Origin of the sequence: Amycolatopsis decaplanina DSM 44594, assembly GCF_000342005.1 — a bacterium.
Lineage (GTDB): Bacteria > Actinomycetota > Actinomycetes > Mycobacteriales > Pseudonocardiaceae > Amycolatopsis > Amycolatopsis decaplanina.
On sequence record NZ_AOHO01000077.1, the window covers coordinates 215776 to 234838 of the forward strand.

19 protein-coding genes are annotated in these 19063 nt (G+C 69.0%); 7 read left to right on the plus strand and 12 right to left on the minus strand.

The window, feature by feature from the left end; all coding sequences use genetic code 11:
* Window positions 1-79: 79 nt before the first annotated feature.
* From H074_RS34935 to H074_RS34965, 8 genes are all read right to left on the minus strand, one after another.
* Window positions 80-826 (minus strand): sirohydrochlorin chelatase, encoded by a 747-nt coding sequence (locus H074_RS34935; protein ID WP_007034814.1) that lies wholly within the window; start codon window positions 824-826, stop codon window positions 80-82.
* Entirely contained in the window at window positions 823-2085 is a 1263-nt protein-coding gene (locus H074_RS34940) for a sulfate adenylyltransferase subunit 1 (RefSeq protein WP_007034815.1), read from the minus strand. The genes H074_RS34935 and H074_RS34940 overlap by 4 nt, the downstream gene beginning before the upstream one ends.
* Window positions 2085-3035 (minus strand): sulfate adenylyltransferase subunit CysD, encoded by a 951-nt coding sequence (gene cysD / locus H074_RS34945; RefSeq protein ID WP_007034816.1) that lies wholly within the window; start codon window positions 3033-3035, stop codon window positions 2085-2087. The genes H074_RS34940 and cysD overlap by 1 nt, the downstream gene beginning before the upstream one ends.
* A gap of 11 nt (window positions 3036-3046) precedes the next feature.
* Entirely contained in the window at window positions 3047-3742 is a 696-nt protein-coding gene (locus H074_RS34950) for a phosphoadenylyl-sulfate reductase (protein WP_007034817.1), read from the minus strand.
* Complete coding sequence (locus H074_RS41815; RefSeq protein WP_007034818.1) at window positions 3739-3891, minus strand: eL43 family ribosomal protein; 153 nt, start codon at window positions 3889-3891, stop codon at window positions 3739-3741. Before H074_RS41815 ends, H074_RS34950 begins: the two co-directional genes overlap by 4 nt.
* Window positions 3888-5582: a nitrite/sulfite reductase gene (locus H074_RS34960; RefSeq protein ID WP_007034819.1), complete on the minus strand. Its 1695-nt coding sequence runs from the start codon at window positions 5580-5582 to the stop codon at window positions 3888-3890. The genes H074_RS41815 and H074_RS34960 overlap by 4 nt, the downstream gene beginning before the upstream one ends.
* Before the next feature lie 36 nt (window positions 5583-5618).
* Complete coding sequence (locus tag H074_RS42415) at window positions 5619-5705, minus strand: putative leader peptide (protein WP_360907593.1); 87 nt, start codon at window positions 5703-5705, stop codon at window positions 5619-5621.
* A 152-nt stretch (window positions 5706-5857) separates the two neighbouring features.
* Window positions 5858-6430, minus strand: a complete 573-nt coding sequence (locus H074_RS34965; RefSeq protein WP_007034820.1) for a TetR/AcrR family transcriptional regulator — start codon at window positions 6428-6430, stop codon at window positions 5858-5860.
* Between the two features lie 82 nt (window positions 6431-6512).
* On the opposite strand from H074_RS34965, the gene H074_RS34970 reads away from it, so the two are divergent.
* The 3 genes from H074_RS34970 to hemW all read left to right on the plus strand — a co-directional run bounded on the left by H074_RS34970 (window position 6513) and on the right by hemW (window position 8648).
* Window positions 6513-6926, plus strand: a complete 414-nt coding sequence (locus H074_RS34970; protein ID WP_007034821.1) for a VOC family protein — start codon at window positions 6513-6515, stop codon at window positions 6924-6926.
* An 85-nt stretch (window positions 6927-7011) separates the two neighbouring features.
* Window positions 7012-7368: a hypothetical protein gene (locus H074_RS34975; RefSeq protein ID WP_007034822.1), complete on the plus strand. Its 357-nt coding sequence runs from the start codon at window positions 7012-7014 to the stop codon at window positions 7366-7368.
* Between the two features lie 65 nt (window positions 7369-7433).
* The gene (gene hemW / locus H074_RS34980; RefSeq protein WP_007034823.1) at window positions 7434-8648 is read left to right on the plus strand and encodes a radical SAM family heme chaperone HemW; all 1215 of its coding nucleotides are present in this window, start codon (window positions 7434-7436) and stop codon (window positions 8646-8648) included.
* Between the two features lie 48 nt (window positions 8649-8696).
* Here the strand turns inward: hemW and H074_RS34985 are convergent, their stop codons facing one another.
* From H074_RS34985 to H074_RS42295, 4 genes are read right to left on the minus strand one after another with little or no spacing between them, the layout of a single operon-like run.
* Entirely contained in the window at window positions 8697-9392 is a 696-nt protein-coding gene (locus tag H074_RS34985) for a hypothetical protein (RefSeq protein WP_007034824.1), read from the minus strand.
* Window positions 9389-11191 carry a carbamoyltransferase family protein gene (locus H074_RS34990; protein WP_007034825.1) on the minus strand — a complete coding sequence of 601 codons (1803 nt, stop codon included), beginning with the start codon at window positions 11189-11191 and terminating at the stop codon, window positions 9389-9391. Before H074_RS34990 ends, H074_RS34985 begins: the two co-directional genes overlap by 4 nt.
* Before the next feature lie 21 nt (window positions 11192-11212).
* A complete protein-coding gene (locus tag H074_RS34995; protein ID WP_007034826.1) occupies window positions 11213-12490 on the minus strand; it encodes a hypothetical protein in 1278 nt (425 codons plus the stop codon).
* Window positions 12487-14721, minus strand: coding sequence for a glycosyltransferase (locus H074_RS42295; RefSeq protein WP_007034827.1), 2235 nt, complete (start codon window positions 14719-14721; stop codon window positions 12487-12489). The genes H074_RS34995 and H074_RS42295 overlap by 4 nt, the downstream gene beginning before the upstream one ends.
* Before the next feature lie 321 nt (window positions 14722-15042).
* Here H074_RS42295 and H074_RS35005 point away from each other — a divergent pair, with 321 nt between their 5' ends.
* The 4 genes from H074_RS35005 (at window position 15043) to H074_RS35020 (ending at window position 19038) form a co-directional block, all read left to right on the plus strand.
* On the plus strand, window positions 15043-15768 hold the full coding sequence (locus H074_RS35005; protein ID WP_007034828.1) for a hypothetical protein: 726 nt from the start codon (window positions 15043-15045) through the stop codon (window positions 15766-15768).
* 110 nt (window positions 15769-15878) lie between these two features.
* Entirely contained in the window at window positions 15879-16982 is a 1104-nt protein-coding gene (locus tag H074_RS35010; RefSeq protein WP_007034829.1) for a hypothetical protein, read from the plus strand.
* A complete protein-coding gene (locus H074_RS35015) occupies window positions 16979-18022 on the plus strand; it encodes a hypothetical protein (RefSeq protein ID WP_007034830.1) in 1044 nt (347 codons plus the stop codon). Before H074_RS35010 ends, H074_RS35015 begins: the two co-directional genes overlap by 4 nt.
* The gene (locus tag H074_RS35020) at window positions 18016-19038 is read left to right on the plus strand and encodes a GNAT family N-acetyltransferase (protein WP_007034831.1); all 1023 of its coding nucleotides are present in this window, start codon (window positions 18016-18018) and stop codon (window positions 19036-19038) included. The genes H074_RS35015 and H074_RS35020 overlap by 7 nt, the downstream gene beginning before the upstream one ends.
* Window positions 19039-19063: the final 25 nt, after the last annotated feature.

The following is a 19063-nucleotide window of genomic DNA, read 5'->3' on the forward strand; positions in this document are numbered from 1 at the left end:
TACGCGGGGTGTCACGGAAATGGGAACGAAACCCGCCGAAGATCGGTATCAAGCGCCCGAACGGGACGCGGCGCTCTACTCAGGCGGCGAGCCGGGCGGCGACGTCGTAGCGGTCCAGGACGAGCCCGGCGATCCGCGGATCCGGTCCCAGCGGCCCGGCGACGATCACCGACGGGTCGGCTTCGCGGGCCAGGCGGGCGATCCGGTCCGGCAGCAGCCCCGGCGCGAGGAACCAGCCCGCGACCGCGAGCCGCTGTGCGCCGTTGAGCCGCAATCGCGCGATGGCGGCGGGCACGTCCGGCTGCGCGGCGCCGGCGAAGGCGGGAGTCGCGAGCAACCCGCGACGCAGATGCCAGCGGGTGGTGATCCCGGCGACCGCGTCGTTCGCCGCGACGTTCGACGAACCGACGCCCGCCAACAGGACACCCAGTCCCGGATCGTCCAGATCGGCTCCCGCTTCGGTGAGCCGGTCCAGCGCGACCGTCTCGATGAGCGGGTCGATGCCCAGCACCCCGGAAACCCGCACGTCGAGACCCGGGCAGTCCGCGGTCACCTCGGCGACGAGCGCGGGCAGGTCGACCCGGGCGTGGTAGGCGACGCCGAGCAGCAGGGGCACCACGACGACCTTGCGATGTCCCTCGGCGTAGAGACCGCGAAGGGCGTCGGTGAGCAACGGCTCCGAGAGGTCCAGGAAGGACTCGCGGATGTCGAGGCCCGGCGCCAGCCCACGGGAGACGTCGAGCAGGGCGCGGATGGTCGCGGCGGACCGCGGATCGCGGCTGCCGTGGGCGACGGCGACCAGTGGCGGGGTGAGGCTTGGGGTCATGCGAACCTTTCGCCGACGAGTCCGGCGGCGAGCGTGTCGCCGTCCTTCGGGTCGATGACCAGGAACGCGCCCGTCCGCGGGCTCACGCCGTAGTCGTCGACGCCGATCTCCTCGGCCAGCCTCAGTGTGACCCGGCCGATGTCGTTCAGCTCCAAGGTAGCCGGATCGTCCACACTGGACAACGTCTGCTCGTCGAACCGTGCGTGGAGTTCGCCGACCAGGGCCTGAACCGTCCGCGTGCCGTGCTTCACCAGCACCCGCGCGCCGGGTTTGAGGGCCTTGGCCGAGAGCCAGCACAAGGTCGCGGTGATCTTGTCGGTCACCGTCGGCTGCCGGTCGGCGGCGGCGATCAGGTCACCCCGCGAGATGTCGACGTCGTCCGCGAGCAGCAGGGTCACCGAGGTGCCCGCGCCGGCTTCGGAGAGCGGCCCGTCCGCGGTGTCGATGCCCTCGACCCGGCTGCGGATTCCTTGCGGGAGTACGACGATCTCGTCGCCAGGCCGGACCGTGCCCGCCGCGATCTGCCCCGCGTACCCGCGATAGTCGGGGTGGTCGGCCGTGCGCGGCCGGATCACGTACTGCACCGGGAAGCGGAATGCCGAATCGTGTGGATCCGGCGCCACCGGCACGGTTTCCAGATGCTCCAGCAGGGTCGGTCCGGAGTACCACGGCGTCTTGTCCGACTTCTCCGCCACGTTGTCGCCCACCAGCGCCGAAACCGGCACCGCGAGCACCGAACCCCGTTCGTAGCCCAGGGAGGCGGCGTGCTCGGCGAACTCCTCGGCGATCACGGTGAACGTCGCCTCGTCGTAGCCGACGAGGTCGATCTTGTTCACCGCCAGCACCAGATTCGGAACACCCAGCAGCGCGAGCACCGCGGCGTGACGGCGGGTCTGCTCTATGACGCCCTTGCGCGCGTCGACCAGCAGTACGGCCAGTTGCGCGGTGGACGCCCCGGTCACGGTGTTGCGCGTGTACTGCACGTGGCCCGGGGTGTCCGCGAGGACGAAACTGCGCTTCGGTGTCGCGAAGTACCGGTACGCCACGTCGATCGTGATGCCCTGCTCGCGTTCCGAGCGCAGGCCGTCCACGAGCAGCGAAAGGTCCGGAGTGGACAGTCCTTTGTCGACACTGGCGCGGGTGACCGCGTCCAGCTGGTCGGCGAGGACGGATTTGGTGTCGTACAGGAGCCGCCCGACCAGGGTCGACTTCCCGTCGTCCACACTGCCCGCGGTCGCGAGCCTGAGGAGGCTGGACATCAGAAGTACCCTTCCCGCTTGCGGTCTTCCATGGCCGCCTCCGACATCCGGTCGTCGGCGCGGGTGGCGCCGCGTTCGGTGAGCCGGGAGGCCGAGACCTCGGCGATGACCTCGGCAGGCGTGGCGGCGGTCGATTCGATGGCGCCCGTGCACGAACCGTCGCCGACGGTCCGGTAGCGCACGGTCAGTTCCCGCACGACCTCGTCCGGCCGCGGGCCGCCCCACGGGCCTTCGGCCAGCCACATGCCGTCGCGCTGGTAGACCTCGCGCCGGTGCGCGTAGTAGATCGACGGCAGTTCGACCTTCTCCCGCGCGATGTAGTTCCAGACGTCCGCCTCGGTCCAGTTGGACAGCGGGAAGACGCGGACCTGCTCGCCGGGGCGGTGCCGCCCGTTGTAGAGGTTCCACAGTTCCGGCCGCTGACGCCGCGGCTCCCACTGGCCGAAGGCGTTGCGCAGACTGAAGATCCGCTCTTTGGCGCGGGCGCGCTCCTCGTCGCGGCGCCCGCCGCCGAAGACCGCGTCGAACTTGTTCTCGGCGATCGTGTCGAGCAGCGGCGTGGTCTGCAGCGGGTTGCGCATCCCGTCGGCGCGCTCTTCGAGCCTGCCGTCGTCGATCCAGTCCTGGACCTTCGCCACCACCAGCCGGAGCCCGTGCTGCTCCACCACGCGGTCGCGGAAGTCGATGACCTCGTCGAAGTTGTGCCCGGTGTCGACGTGCAGCAACGGGAACGGCACCGGAGCGGGCCAGAACGCCTTGATCGCCAAGTGCAGCAGGAGCGTCGAGTCCTTGCCGCCGGAGAACAGGATCACCGGCCGGTCGAACTCACCCGCCACCTCGCGGAAGATGTGGATGGCCTCGGATTCCAGCGCCGCCAGGTTGTCCGAAGCCAGGGGGCCCTGGGGGGTTTCCCCGGAAAACACAGCTGTGGCCGGTTCGAGCGTGGTCATTTCGTCCCTTCTCACCCGTGCAGGCCGCATTCGGTCTTGCCCTGCCCGGCCCAGCGGCCGCTGCGCGGGTCCTGGCCCGGAGCGACCTTGGCGGTGCACGGCGCGCAGCCGATCGACAGATAACCGATGGACACCAACGGGTTCTCGAGGATCCCGTGTTCGCTGATGTAGCCGTTGAACTCGTCATCGGACCACGGCGCGATCGGGTTGATCTTCACCAGCCCGTTGCGGTCGTCCCAGGTGACGATCGGGGTGTTCGCGCGGGTCGGCGCGTCGACCCGGCGGACGCCGGTCACCCACGCCGAGTACTTCGCGAGCGTTTTGCGCAGCGGCACGACCTTGCGGAGGTGACAGCACTGGTTCGGATCGCGTTCGTGCAGCTTCGGGCCGTACTCCGCGTCCTGTTCGGCGACGCTCTGTTCGGCCTCGGCGTTGACGATCCGCACACCGGGGTACACCGCCTGCACCGCGTCACGGGTGCCGATCGTCTCCGGGAAGTGGTAACCGGTCTGCAGGAACAGCACGTCGACGTCGGGTTTGACCTGGGTGGCCAGATCGATGAGGACGGCGTCCTGCATGTTCGACGCGACGATGAAGTCGTCGCCGAAGGTCTCCACGGTCCAGCGCAGGGCCTCGGTCGCGGTCGCCTCCGCGAGTTCCTTCGAGGCCCGCTCGGCGAGGGTCTTGTAGTCGGCAGTGGCGGTCATCCTTGCGACACCTCCGGAAAGGACAGTCCGAGGAACTTCACGGTGAAGACCCGGCGACAGCCCGAGCACAGCCAGGAGCCGCCCTCTTCCGGCCGCAGGTCTTCATCGCCACAGAAAGGGCAGTGGTACGGGGTCGCGCGTTCGGTCATTGCAAGACGCCCTCGTCGGCCCGCAGGACCCACTGGGCGAACCGCTCACCGGGTTCGCGGCCGGCGATGTACGCCCGCACGACCCGTTCGACGTACGCGGTCAGCTCCGACGCGGTCACCTTGTGCCCGCGCAGTTTCCGGCCGAACCCGGCGTCCAGGCCGAGCCCGCCGCCGAGGTGCACCTGGAAGCCTTCGACCTGCTTGCCGTCCTCGTCGGTGACGATCTGGCCCTTGAGTCCGATGTCGGCGGTCTGGACCCGGGCGCAGGAGTTGGGGCAGCCGTTGAGGTGCACGGTCACCGGGTTCTCGATCTCGGCCTGGATGTCGGCGAGGCGCTTCTCCAGTTCGGTGACCAGTTCGATCGCGCGGGCCTTCGTCTCGACGATCGCCAGTTTGCAGAACTCCAGGCCGGTGCACGCCATGATCCCGCGCCGCCACGGCGACGGCTCGGTCTGCAGGCCGAGGTCGGCCAGTTCGGTCTTCAGCCCGCTCACCTCGGCCTCGGGGACGTCGAGGACCACGAGCTTCTGGTGCGGGGTGAGGCGGACACGGTTCGAGCCGGCCCGCTCGGCGGCCTTGGCGACCGCCAGCAGGGTGGCCCCGGAGACGCGGCCCGCGACCGGTGCGGCGCCGACGTAGAACCTGCCGTCGATCTGCGGATGTACGCCGACGTGGTCGATCTGCGTGGCGGGCACCTCGGGCGCCGGGCCGTCGGTCAGCTTGCGCTTGAGGTACTCGTCTTCCAGTACCTGGCGGAACTTCGCGGCGCCCCAGTCCTTCACCAGGAACTTGATCCGGGCGCGGGCGCGGAGCCGCCGGTAGCCGTAGTCACGGAAGACACTGATCACGCCTTCCCAGACGTCGGGGACCTCGTCGAGCGAGACCCAGGCGCCGAGGCGCTGCCCGATCATCGGGTTGGTGGACAGGCCGCCGCCGACCCAGACGTCGAAGCCGGGGCCGTGTTCGGGGTGGTTCACGCCGACGAAGGCGACGTCGTTGATCTCGTGCGCGACGTCCTGCTGCCCGGAGACCGCGGTCTTGAACTTGCGCGGCAGGTTCGAGTAGCGCGGATCGCCGATGTAGCGGCGTTTGATCTCGTCGATCGCGGGTGTGCCGTCGATGATCTCGTCGGCGGCGATGCCCGCCACGGGGGAGCCGAGGATGACGCGCGGGCTGTCGCCGCACGCCTCCATCGTGGTCATCCCGGCCTTTTCCAGCTTCGCCCAGATCGTCGGGACGTCCTCGATCTGGATCCAGTGGTACTGGATGTTCTGCCGGTCGGTGATGTCGGCGGTGTCGCGAGCGTGGGTCTGCGAGATCTCGGCGAGCACGGCCAGCTGGTCGGTGGTCAGCGCGCCGCCGTCGAGCCGTACCCGCAGCATGAAGTAGCGGTCGTCGAGCTCTTCGGGCTCCAGCGTCGCGGTGCGGCCGCCGTCGATCCCCGGCTTGCGCTGGGTGTAGAGACCGAACCAGCGGAATCGGCCGCGGAGGTCACCGGGGTCGATCGAATCGAAGCCGCCGCGGGCGTAGATGTTCTCGATCCGCGCCCGGACGTTGAGCGGGTTGTCGTCCTTCTTGGACCGCTCGTTGGGGTTCAACGGTTCGCGATAGCCCAGTGCCCACTGTCCCTCGCCCCGTTTCTGTTTGACCCGGGGCGTGCGGGCAGGGGTCTCGCGCGTGGGCGACGACATGGGAGTCCTCCGGCAGATCGTGGTGGTGGCGGGGAGTCAGCGGTTCGTCGCACAGAGCGCGCTCGCCACACGACGGAGATCCACGTGGCGGCGTGCCACGAGGGTGATTCCGGCGCGGGTCATTCATTCAGCGTGCCACGCGCCCACTATGTGGTCTAGGCCGGTCCGGATACTGGGAACAGCTTTCGGAGGCGACTGTTTTCGCAGGTCAAACCCCTGTTTCGAAGGTCAAGCCCGGGTTCGTCGCCATCACTGTGACGCAGAACGCGCACGACTCAAGATGGCAGGACGCGGTCCACGAGGATGCGGATGACGTCTTCGTCGGCGACGTCCGCGAGCACCTCCGGCAGGGTGAGCCGTTCGACGGTGAGCCCGGTCAGCGCGAGGTACATCAGCAGTACCTCGGCACGCCCGCCCGGCATCCCCGCCGCGACGTGCCAGTCGACGCTCATGTCGATGCTTTCGCGGATGGTCTTCGTCAGCTCGGCCGAGAGATCCGGGCGCCGGGTGGCTTCGAGACGGAGTTCCAGCAAGGCGAGATAAGGCTCGCGGTGCCCGGTCAGCCGCCCCATGAGTTCGCCGAGCAGGACGCCGACCCGGTCGTGGGACGGCGTCTCCGCCTGTGGGTTCGCCATGACGTCGGCCGGTGCCGACAGTCGTTCGTGTACGCGGACGCCGACCTCGCCGAGCAGCTGGTCCCGGTTGCGGAAGTAGTTGGACGTCGTTCCCGGCGGGACGCCCGCCTCGACGTCCACGGCGCGGTAGGTGAGGCCACGGGCGCCCTCGCGGGCGAGGACGGTGATGGCGGCGTCGGTGAGCGCGGTCCGGCGCTCCGGGTTCTGTCGCATCGGGACATTCTCCTTGCCTCGGTCAAACCACTATGCTTATAGTACTACACGTCAAGTGGTTCAAACTGGGAGGAAACACCAGATGCGACTCAACGGTTTCGGTGCCTGCGCGGTCGTCGACGACATCGCCGAGACCACCGCCTGGTGGAAGCGGCACCTGCAGCTGACGGTGACGATCGAGCTGGACTGGTTCTCCAGCCTCAACGTCGGGGTGCCGGGTTATGAGATGAGCTTCGTGAAGCGCGGCCACAAGTCCACGCCGGAGCCTTGGCGGGCGCAGGAACCCGCCGGATCGATGGTCGGGCTGATGGTCGCCGACGCGGCGGGCGAGTACGAGCGGTTGCGCGAGGAAGGGGTCAAGATCGTGACGGAACCCGTGGACGAGGAATTCGGCCAGCGGCACTTCTATATCGAGGACCTGAACGGCTTCCTGATCGACATCATCGAGCCGATCCCGCCGTCCGCGGAGTGGCTGGCCGCTAACGGGTTGGCCTAGTACCGCTTCGGGTGAGTGAGGCCGCGCGGGGCCGTCTTCGCCGCTAGCTTCGGTCTCCGATCCACAGAGGACGGAGGAGTTGCGCATGCGCCGATGGGTGGTCGCCGCGATGGTGCTGGCGTCCCTGCTGATCCCCGGCACCGCTTCCGGGGCTCAGCAGGGCTGCAGGCTGGTCTCGCCCGAAGAGGGGGCGGTACTGCACAAGGGCGACTCGTACCGGTTCGAGGCGGTCGGCTGCTCGCCGGACGTCCGGGGACACCTGTCCCATACGGTGCTGGTCGAGGTGGCCATGAGCCGCGACGCCGTGACGGACGATCACGGCGACTGGTCGCTCGATTACGTGGTCAACGACTACTCGTTGAGCTTGGAGACCCTCGTCTGGGTGCGGTTCGAGGACGGTACCCGCTCCACCTCGGTCAAGGTGTTCATCGCCGACCGCTGACCCACCTCCGTGAAGGCCTCGTTCCCCGGGGAAGGAGGCCTTCGCGGCGTGGGGGACACTGGGGTGTGCCCGCGTTGCTGCCCGAATCCACCACGCCCGTCGAGTCCGCGCTTCCCGAGAGCGCGCTGGAAGGGCTCGGCACGCGACCCTTCGGCGTCTACGTGCACGTTCCGTTCTGCGCGACCCGATGCGGCTACTGCGACTTCAACACCTACACCGCCGGAGAACTGGACAGCGATTCGTCACCCCAGTCCTGGCTCGAAGGCCTCAAGCGCGAGTTCGACCTGGCCGCGCGGGTGCTGAAGAAGCCGCCGGCGGTCGACACCGTCTTCGTCGGCGGCGGCACCCCGTCCCTTCTCGGCGCCGACGGGCTCCGAAGCGTTCTCGACGCCGTTCGTGACACTTTCGGGCTCGCGCCGGGCGCCGAGGTGACGACCGAGTCCAATCCGGAGTCCACCTCGCCCGAGTTCTTCGCGGGCATCCGCGACGCCGGGTACAACCGGATCTCGCTCGGGATGCAGTCCGCCGCGCAGCACGTGTTGAAGATCCTCGACCGGGTGCACACGGCGGGCCGTCCGGTCGCGGCCGCCGAAGAGGCGCGCGCCGCCGGGTTCGAACACGTCAACCTCGACGTCATCTACGGCACCCCGGGGGAACGGGTCGAAGATCTCCAGGCTTCGCTGGACGCGGTGCTGGCCGCCGGCGTCGACCACGTCTCGGCGTACGCGCTGATCGTCGAAGAGGGCACCGCGCTCGCCCGCCGCATCCGCCGCGGCGAACTGCCCGCGCCGGACGATGACGTGCTGGCCGCCGACTACGAGATGATCGACCGCGTCCTCGCCTCGGCGGGATTGCGCTGGTACGAGGTGTCCAACTGGGCGACCTCGGAAGAAGCCCGCTGCCGGCACAACATCGGCTACTGGCGCGGCGGCGACTGGTGGGGCGCCGGACCCGGCGCGCACAGCCATGTCGGCGGCGTCCGCTGGTGGAACGTCAAGCACCCGGCCCGCTACGCCGCGTCCCTCGCGGCCGGGGACTCACCGGCCGCGGGCCGCGAATCGCTGACCGACGAAGACCGGCATCTCGAACGCGTGATGCTGGAACTCCGGCTGTCCGAAGGGCTTCCGCTCGACGCCCTCGACGACGACGGCAGGGCCGAAGCCCGTGCCGCCGCCGCCGAGGGGTTGCTCGAACAGTCCGCTTTGGATGGTCACGGTCGTGCGGTGCTGACCGATCGCGGCCGGTTGCTGGCCGACGGTCTGGTGCGCCGTCTCACGTGAGTCGTGGATCTCGTGAGTGGTGAGGACGGTTCTAACCGTCCTCACCACTCACGAGACGTGCCCCAGAGCCCGGTCGACCCACCGCCCCACCGGCAGCGCCACGATCACCGCCGCGAGTACCAGGTGCACCAGCATGAACACGACCGCGACCGGAACGCTCGGCGGTCCGCCGAGGAACACGATCATGTGCGAGGCCCACTTGAGCTCGGTCGGTTTCGTCCCGGCCGACCAGACGTCGTTGAGCGCCCAGAACGTCAGGTCGTTCGCGCCCGAGATCACCACCAGGATCGACGCGGCACCTGCCTTGAGCACGTTCGCCGTACGGCCGCCGCCCAGCCGGTACGCCATCAGTCCGAAAAGGACGATGAACGTCACGATGAACAGCTCGAATTGGTACACCGGCTGGAAGGCGTCCTCATCGGTGGCTGCGTTCCTGGCGAAGGCCTGGATCCGCATGATCAGCTCGGTGTCCAAATAGGACATGTAGACGAACACCGCGAGCACGATCAGCGCCGGACCCCATTTGGTGCGCGGGAAGAGCGCCACCGTGGCGACCGCGAACACGAACGGGCACAGCTTGAAGGCCCAGTCGACGACGTTGTCCAGCGTCTGGTCCGGCGGCAGGATCACCATGATCAGCAGCGTGGTCACCACGGCCGGGACGGCGGGCACCAGCCACAGCCATTTGCGCCGCCGGTAAAGCGCGGGAACCCAGCCGTCCGTGTCGGGCAGTGTGGCGGTCACAGGTCGTCCTTCTCTGCCCAGAACGGCCCGAGGGCGAGCGCGTCGACGTCGGTCTTCAGGTAGCAGGCCACCGCGTCGGCCGGGCTGGCGACGATCGGTTCGTTGTTGTCGTTGAACGAGGTGTTGACCACCATCGGCACACCGGTGATCTTTTCGAACTCGCTGATCATCCGGTAGTACAGCGGATTGTCCGACTCGCTCACCGTCTGCACGCGGGCGGTCCCGTCGACGTGGGTGATGGCCGGGACCTCGTCGCGTTTGTCCGGCAGGACGTCGAACACCAGCAGCATCACCGGCGACGGATAGTCGCTGACGAACCAGTCGCCCGCGCGTTCCGCCAGGCACGACGGCGCGAACGGCCGGAACGCCTCGCGGTGCTTGACCTTCTCGTTCATCCGCGTCTTCGAGTCGGGGTCGCGCGGGTCGGCCACCAGCGAGCGGTTGCCGAGCGCGCGCGGCCCGCATTCCATCCGCCCCTGCACCCAGCCGATGATCTTGCCCTCGGAGATCTTCTTCGCCGTGTGCGCGGCGATGTCGTCGACCTTGGTGTAGCGGACCCCGGCGTCCTGCAGCGCCAGTTCCATCTCCGCTTCGGTGTAGTCCGGACCGGTGTAGGTGTAGCCGTCGCGAGGACGCGGCTTGCCGTACTTGCCGACCGACACCTCCAACGCCGAGCCGAGCGCGCAGCCGTCGTCGGCGGCCGCGGGCTGGGCGAAGAAGTCCTCGAACGGGGTTTCCAGCAGGATCCGTCCGTTCATCACGCTGTTCAGCGCGACGCCGCCCGCGACGCACAGCCGCTTCGATCCGGTCTCCCGCTGCAGCCAGCGCGCGATGTGCAGTCCCGCTTCCTCCAGGGTGACCTGCAGCGCGTAGGCGATGTCGCAGTAGTGCTGCGGCACCGGGTTCTCCGCGGTGACCCGGGTCTTGGGCCGCGCCGGGCCGAACAGATCGGTGAACTTCTTGGACATCACGTGCTTGCCGGTGCGGTGGTGGCCGAAGAAGCTCAGGTCGAGCTCGTACCCGCCGTCGTCGTCGAGGTGGATCAGCTGCTTGAACGCGTCGACGTAGGTGTCGGCACCGAGCGGTGCCAGCCCCATGATCTTGCCTTCGTCACGGGTCGGGTAGAAGCCGAGGTAGCCGGTGACCCCGGCGTACATCGCGCCGAGCGAGTGCGGGAACTTGATCCGCCGGATGTCGATGATCCGGTTTCCCTTGCCGTGCCCCAGATAGGTCGCGGTGCCGTCGCTGCCGATGCCGTCGAAGGTGAGCACCGCCGACTCTTCCCACGGCGAGATGAAGTACCCGCTGGCGGCGTGCGCCTTGTGGTGGTCGACCAGATGCGTCTTGAACTTCGTCGGGCCGCTCCAGCCCACGGCTTCCTTCACATCGCGTTCGAGGGTGTAGGACCGCTTGATGTGCGCGAGCACCGCGCCGCCGACGTGGTAGTCGTCGACCCCTTTGCCGCCACCGGTCTTGAACGTCTCCACCATGCCGGCCGAGGAGCCGCCTTCGTCGCCGTTCTGGTTGCGGAACACCTCCAGCGTCGCCGGGAAGTACTTCGCGAACACCTTCGCGGCGTGGATGCCTTCGCGCCAGCGCTGCCAGTAGTAGGCGACGTGGTCGACGTCGGCGAGGGTGATCCCGCCGCGCTCCAAGCAGAACTTGATCGCCTCCGCGGGGAAGTCCCCGTCGTGCTTCACCCGGGTGAAGCGTTCTTCCTCGGCGAAAGCGATGATCTCGCCGTCGCGCACGAGCGCGGCGGCCGAGTCGTGGACCCTGCTGATTCCCAGTACGTACATGTTCCTTCTCCAGTGCGACGTTCAGAGTTCGGGGTGGTGGCGGCGCAGCAGCCGCCGGAGCACGGTCGCCCGCGCGCCGATGGCGAAGACGAGGGCGGCGAACCCGCCGACCGGTCCCATCGCCGGGACGAGCGCGGCGGCGGCCAGCGGGGTGGCGATCAGTCCGGCGATCGAGGCCGACGCGGTGAGGGTGAGAACCTTGCTGTTGGTGTTCTCGATCAGGAATCCCGCGTAAAGCCGGACAGCGAACAGCACCGTTTCGACCAGGACGAAGACGCCGAGGACCACGTACGCGCCGACGGTGTCTTCGGCGGTCAGCACCGCACGGGCCGCCGGGATGACGAGGGCGATCCCCGCCAGGACGAGGAACGCGAGCGAGCCCCGTTCGACCAGTTTCAGCAGCTCGACCGCACGGGCCCGGCCCGCCGCCGCGCCGCTGCCGCGCAGCCGGGCCGAAATCGTCGGCTGGTGCACCCGGAGCTGATAGAACAACAGCGAGCAGAACGCGCTGCTGGCCAGCAAGGCGACGTAGAACGGCCCACTGTCGACGGTCCGGCCCGCCAGTGCCAGCACGCCGAACACCGTCGACGTCGCGAGGACGTCCAGCACCTCGGTCATCCCGAGCAGCACGGTGGTCCGGCCGAAGGCGGGCAGGAGCCGGTGCCCGTCGATCCTTTCCCCGCGTAGCCACTTCTTCGGCAGCAGCGCCGCGGAGAAGCCGAGAATGAGCAGGATCCCGCCGAGCAACAGGCCGAGGTGCGTCAACGGTGACCAGCGGACGAACCAGGTGCCCGCGGTCACGGCGCCGACCACCAGCGCGCCCGCCGTGAACGCCAGGGCGTCCAAAGTGGACTTCCCGGTGAAGCGGTGCAGGCCGGAGACGGTCATCAGCAGGCCACCGGAGATCGACCAGCCCGCGGCCGTCAGGTACAGCGCGACGTCCGAGTCCGGCGCGACGATCAGCGCGACCGCCATCGCCGCCAAGACCACCACTACCGGGACGACGGCGACCCGGACGGCCAAGGCCGCGACCGCGTCCCGGGTCATCCGCAGGCGGGGCAGGCATTTCAGCGCCGACTTCTCCGCCGCGGACGGCACGAAGTTGAGCCACGTCATCAGCCCGAGCGCGGTGGCGAACCGGCCGTAGTCGTGCGCACCCCACGCGGTGACCAGCACCAGGCCCATCGCCTGGATCGCCAGCCGGAAGACGCCACGCCCGGCGAGCAGCCGGAGCACCATCGACGGCTTCGGCGCCGCGATCGACGCGGTGCCGGCGCCGGTGAGCGAGGTGCCGGTCAAGGGAGCGGTACCGCCATACCCTGCTCGTCGAGCAGGAATTTCAGCGTGCCGCGCAACTCGTCCTCGGCCGCGAGCACCTCGCGTACGGTCGGCGCCGAAAGCACGGCGTAGCCCATCTTGTAGCCCGCCTGCTCGTACGGTTTGACGTACGAATCCTCCTCCGCGAACAGCTCCAGGTTGTGCACCGCGGGCATGGCGCGGACCTCGTCGGTGCCTTCGATCCGCACGATCCGGCCGCCGCGGTCGGAGGCGAGGATGTGGATGAGCGTCGGCCGCGGGTCGCGGGGCGAGAGCACGACCTCACCGCCGGTCGCGGCGGCGATCCCCGCGGCGATCAGGTCGACACCGGTGCTGTGCTCGATCGCCTCGGCCAGGCCGTTCCCGCCCATCCGGGCGCCCATCTCGATCAGGTAGAACTTCCCGTCGCGACCCAGGACGGCGTCGAGGGTGAGCGGCCCGGTGCGGTAGCCGAGTTCGGCGCACAGCGCGGCCAGCATCACCGGGAGCGCGCGGTCGACCACCGGCGGCAGGCCGGCGGGCAGGAGGTGGGACGCCGTGACGAAGAACGGTGGCGGGGTCAGCGTGCGCCGGGTGACCGCGTGGAACACGATCCGGCCGTCGACCACGAGTGCTTCGATCGTGTAGTGCGAGCCGTCGAGGTGTTCCTCGACGACCAGCTTGCCGGACGGCGAGAACGCGAGAGAGTCGGAGAACGCGGTGTTCAGGCCGCCGGGGCTCGCGCACGAGACGACACCGCGGCTCCCGGAGGAGTCGACCGGTTTCACCAGCGTGGGGAATCGCAGTTGCTGCGCGGCGAGCGCGAGGTCCGGACCGGGCTTCCCGCCGACACTGCGGTAGGTCGGCAGGCGCAGCCGGTCACAGAGTTCGCGGAAGACGGACTTGTCGACGGAAGCGGCGACGGCGGCTTCGGGCAGCGGGTCCGGCAGGTTCCAGTGCCGGGTGAGCCAGGCGAGCGCGGGCAGCCCGACGTCGCTGGCGGGACAGAGCACCCCGGCGATGTCGTCCCGTCCCTCGAGCGCCGCCGCGATCTGCTCCGGCGCGCGGACGCTGACCTGGACGAACTCGTCGGCCAGCGCCACGGCGGGTGCGCTCGCGCGGACGTCCACGCAGATGGTGCGGAAACCGAGTTCCCGCGCCCGGTGATACGTGCTGACCGAACCGTCGGCCCCGCCCAGGATCACCAGGCTCCGAGCCGCCGCCGTGTCTTCGGTGTTCTTCACTCCCGCTTGCCTTTCCCCAGGATGGATCTCGGCGATGGCCGAGGCGTAGAGCCGGTCGTCCTCGTCGACCGGGAAGTTGGCTTCCCTGATGTAGAACTGCCGTGGCCGCGCCTGTCCCGCGCCGACCACGACCAGGTAGCGGACGGACAACGCGAGCACGGTCAGCAGCACGGAGAACATGACGAACGTCAGTGCCGACGCGGCGGTCAGTCCGAGAAGCCCGGTGGCGGCCGCGATCCCCGCGAGCACCGAGATCCCGGCGGTCAGCATCGCCGTGGTCGAAGCCACCGTCGTCAGCCGCCGGGTGAAACCGACGAACAACTCGATGGCGTGCGAGGAAAGGAAGCCGAAGCCCACTTTGGACTCACCGCGTTCGCGGGCCCGGTGTGCCACCTGGACGGTGGTGTAGCGGCTGGTCAGCCTCGGCACGGTGGCGAGGAAGTACGGGGTGCCCAGCCGGAGGTCGACGATCTTGCGCGCGAGCTCCGTACGCACCAAGCGGAAAGCCGTCGCGCCGGGCGGGATCTCGATGCGCAGGACGCGGCGGCCGAGGAAATGGAAGGCCGCGGTGCCCCAGCGTCTCAGTAAGGGATCTTGCCTATTGGTGCGAACACCGAAAACGGCGTCGTTGCCCTCCTCGGCCGCGGTGATCAATTTCCCCGCTTCGGAGGCCGGGAACTGCTGATCGGCGTCGATGTGCAGGAGCCACGGTTTCCCCGCGTACCGATAGCCGGCGGAAAAGGCCGCTTCGAACCCGAAGTTCCTGGTGAAGGACAGGTATCGCACCCGTGGGTCGGTGTGCGCGAGCGCCCGGATGACGTCCAGTGTCCCGTCGGTGCTCCCATCGTCCACATAGAGCAGTTCGAGTGGGAGATTGCCCAACTCGGCGACGATCTCCTGATAAGAGGGCTCGACGTTGTCGACTTCGTTGAAGCACGGGACGACTACGGTGAGTCCACTCTGTACAGGTCCGGGTATCGGCCAGCTCATCTGTCGAATCCCTGCGGTGAGTGCGCTATTGTGTTCGTAGCGTCACCCGTCGTGATTTCACGGTTCATGAGTCCCCTTGGCCCAGGCGCCCGGCAGGTCGTGCCGGCTCGAAAGTTCCCGTGTTATAGGCAGACTCGCTTTGTTCCCGCCAGCACATGCCGAAAGTTCGTCCTTTCAGCTCAGTCGAAAAGGTGGGAAGTCGGTCGAAAACCGGGTGAACCCGGCGCGGGGTATTCCCAAACCCGCCTCGATGGCGCAGGCTTGCGCGCCATGTGGACTGTGGGGGTGAGTGCTGCCTGGCGAGCCGCCTATCGGCGGTCCGTGCGGTCGGCCTTCGCGACGGTGCCGTTCTACCGGGAGCGCTGGGCTCTCGACGGCAGAACGGATCCCGTGCTGGTGCCCGGTCGCACCGGGACGGATTCCGGCGCGGCGCCGCTGGCCGAGGCGATGCACAAGATCGTCGACCTGGTGCCGCTCGCCGGTGGCGCGCACCAGGTCGAGCCGAGCCGTGGCCTGGGTCCCGTGCTGCGTAAGGCACGTTCGGTGACCGGGGACGCACTGGTCGTCGTGCTCGGCGGCGACGAGGTGCGGCCGCCGGTGGACCTGCCGCGCGGAGTTCGTTGCTGCGTGGTCGATCCCGACGTCCCGGCGCCGAGTGTGGTGGCGGAACTGTCCTCCGCGCTTCGCCGCGGTCGTCGCGTGCTCGCGGTCGGTGACGACAAGCAACTGGCCGTCTTCGCCGCGGCGCTGCCCGAAGACCGTGCGTACCGGGTCGAATCCGTACCGCGACGAGAACTGGACACGATGGACTCCGGCCCGTACGGGGTGCTCCACGATCCGGCGCTGGGTTACCTGGGCGCGATCGAAGAATGCGGTCGCTGGCATCTCGACTGGCCTCGCGTCTACGCGCGCCCGACGACGGGCGGTCTCGCGTTCACCCTGCTACGCCAGGATTCCCCGCGGTTCGTGGACGTCCTTCCGGCGGGCGGGGTCCGCGGCGAGATCGCGCCGTGCCCGCGACACGGGACGCCGGTCGTGCTCACGTGAAGATCGGCTTCCACGATCCCCGTACCGACCGGTCTGCCCGAATCCGAGGCCACGCTGGGATTCCGGGCTTGCCCGGGTTACTCCGCGGCCGTGCCGAGACAGGTACTGGGATGGTGACGATGAAGGTGGCGGCACGGAGCACCGCGTTCGAGGTCGAGGTGCTCGATCCGAGGAGCGCGGCCGAACCCGAAGGCTGGCGTGGTTTCCTGCGGCGGGCGAGGTTGTGGCCGGTCTGGGAGTACGAGGTCCTGCGCAGGGAAGCCTGGATGGCGAAGAACCCCGCGGTGCTCGCGGTACTCCGCCGGGGCGATGAGATCGTCGGCGCTTTCACCGTGATGGTGTGCCGTGGCTGGCGGGCGGGGGACTTCGCACCGTTGTCCGTCTTCGGTGGACGGTTCCGTCCGCGCTGGGCCGAGGCCTACCTCTGGCAGCTCAGCGGCTATCCCGCCGGGATGCTCGACGAGCGGCTGGACGAGACCGAGCGGCGGGAAGTGGTCCGCCGATTCGAACGGGCACTGTGCGCCCACCTCGGTCCGGGACTGCTGGGCGTGATCTACCGCGCGATGAACCCGGAACTCCTGCCCGCGCTGGAAGGCCGCGGCCGGATGTCCCGCGAGATCGACCCGGCGGCCGTGCTGTCCAACAATTATTCCACTGTGGACGATTGGGAACGGGCACTCGACGGCGAGACCCGGAAGACGCTGCACGATCTGCGTGAGGACGGGGACCTGCACACCGAAGCGGCTTCCGCCCGCGAGGACCTGGACTGCCACGAACTCGCCGTGATGCTCAACGCCCACCGCGCCAGGCAGGACGACCGGGCCTGGGCGGGGGGACAGCGGTCGAGGTTCGGCGGGCTGCACATGGACACCCGGAGCCCGATCGCACCGTCCTACCTGGACGCGCTCGTCCGCCGTCCGGACGTCATCACCCGTACCTACCGCGACGGATCCGGGCGGCTGCTGGGATTCGGCACGGTGTTCGACGCCGACGACGGATGCGTGCTGCACCAGTGGGCCGCGCTGCCGAGTGCGAGCGGCGGCCGGAAAGGGCTCTATGTCGACTTCTACGCCAGGGGAGTGGAGCACATGATCACGCATCGGCGCCCCGAACTGACCGCCGGACGGGCGATGCTGGAGAACAAGACCCCGCTCGGTTTCGGCACCAGGTCCCTGGTGTCGGTCGCCGTGCCGAGACCGGTGCTGGGCCGATGACCTGGGAAGTGCGGGTGCTCGACCCGCGGACCGATCCGGAACCCGAGGGCTGGGCCGGATTCCTCGCCGCGCAGCAGGCCCCGGTTCCCTGGGACTACGGGTTGCTGCGGGTGGAGTCGCGCTTTTCCCGCAGCCCCAACGTGCTCACCGTGATCAGCGACGGGGGCGAGATCGTCGCCGCGGTGCTGGCGATGCTGTGCGCCCCGGTCTCGCCGGACCGTCCCGGGGCGGTGCGCGGCGTGGCACGGCTGGGACCGCGCTGGGTCGAGGTGCAGCACGCGTGGCTTTCCGGATACCCGCCGTGGTTGTTCGCGGACGGCGTCGACGCCGCCGACCGGCGGGAGATCATGCGCCGGTTCGAGCGGGCCGTCGGCCGCTTCACCGGACCCGGGTGCTTGGGCGTCGTCTACCGCACCGTCCCGCCGGAGTCGCTCGACATGCTGACCGGACGGGGAAGGCCCGTGCGCGACACGATGCCGACCTCGGTGCTGGAGAACCGGTTCGTCGACGTCGACGGGTGGCTGGCGTCCCTGCGCCGGAGCAGACGGCTGAGCCTGCGTGGCCAGTCGAAGAAGATCGCCGCCGACCCGGACGTGATCGTCCGCACCGAGGCCGCCCGCACCGACCTCGACGCCCTGGAGCTGGCCACCCTGCTGCGTGAGCACCGCGAGCGGATGGGGCCGGTGAAGTTCGACCGGCGTGGTCCGGTCACCGCCGAATACCTCGGCGAACTCATACGCCGGCCGGACGTGATCACTTCGACCTACCACGACGGCGAGGGCAGGCTGCTCGCGTTCACCAACGTGCTCGATCACCCCGTGGCGCCGCTGCACCAGCATTGGGCCGCGCTGGCCCCGGAGGAGGGACGGCCGAAGCACCTCTACTTCGAGGCGGTCGTCCGGAACGTGCGCTACATGATCGAGGGAAACCGGAAGTCCCTGTCGATGGGGCGGGGGCTGACCGACCTCAAGGCGACGCTCGGCTTCCAGCCGGTCCCGTTGCTCGGGGTCATCGTGCCGAGACCGGTGACGCGATGGTGATCGAGGTACTGGACCCCCGCCGCGATCCGGAGCCCGCGTACTGGAAATCGTTGCGGGCCAAGGCCGGTCTGCGCGCGGACTGGAGCTGGGAGGTACTCACCACCCAGGCGTGGGCGGCGCGCACCGAGCAGCCGGTCACGGTCCTGCTCGAAGACGGGGAACCGCGCGGCGTGGTCAGTTCCGCGTGGGTCACCGGACTCACCCGGCGGCACCGGTTCGCCCGTACGGCGGGACGCGGACGGCTTGGCGGGCTCGACGTCCGTGCCCCCGGTTCGGGTGCGATGCCTGGCTGGTGGTTCGACGGCGCGGACGGTGACGGCGGCGTCGGCAGACTGCTGGACTCCTTCGTCCCGGCCATGCGCGCGGAACTCGGCTTCGGCCTGCGCGGGCTTCTGGTGCGCCAGGTCGGCGAGTCCGGAGTGGACAGTGTGCGCGGCGGGCTGAAGATGGTGCGCCGGACCGAGGACGTCGCCGTCCTCGACGTCTCGCCGTTCTCGAGCCGGGACGACTGGATGTACTCGCTGGCCAGGAAACGCAAACAGAACCTGCGCAAGATCTTCCGCACCTTCGAGGCCGATCCGTCGCTTGAGGTGCGCGTGCGGCGGGGTGCCGAGGCCGATCCGGTCGAGATCGCGGAACTGTTGCGGCACAACGAGTCCAAACACCACGATGTGCCGATCGTGCCGCTTCCCGCGTTCGTGGGGTATGTGAGCGCCCTCCTGCGGCAGCCGGACGTGCACGTCATCGAGTACCGCGAGACGGCCACGGGCCGGGCGATCGCCGTCGCGACCTTGCTCGATCACCCGACGCTGCCGATCGCCCGGCATTGGGCGGCGCTGCCACCGGAACTCGGCGGGCGGCCCAATCTGTACTTCCACTTCTACGGCGAAGCGGTGCGCTGGGCGGTGGAAGCCGGGCGGCCGCAGGTGGTGTTCGGCAAGAAGATGTCCGAAATGAAGGCTTCGCTGGGGGCTCATCTGGTGCCGCAGTACGCGGCCGCGGTCGCGATGCTCTAAGACTCGTGAGTGGTTAGGACGGTTA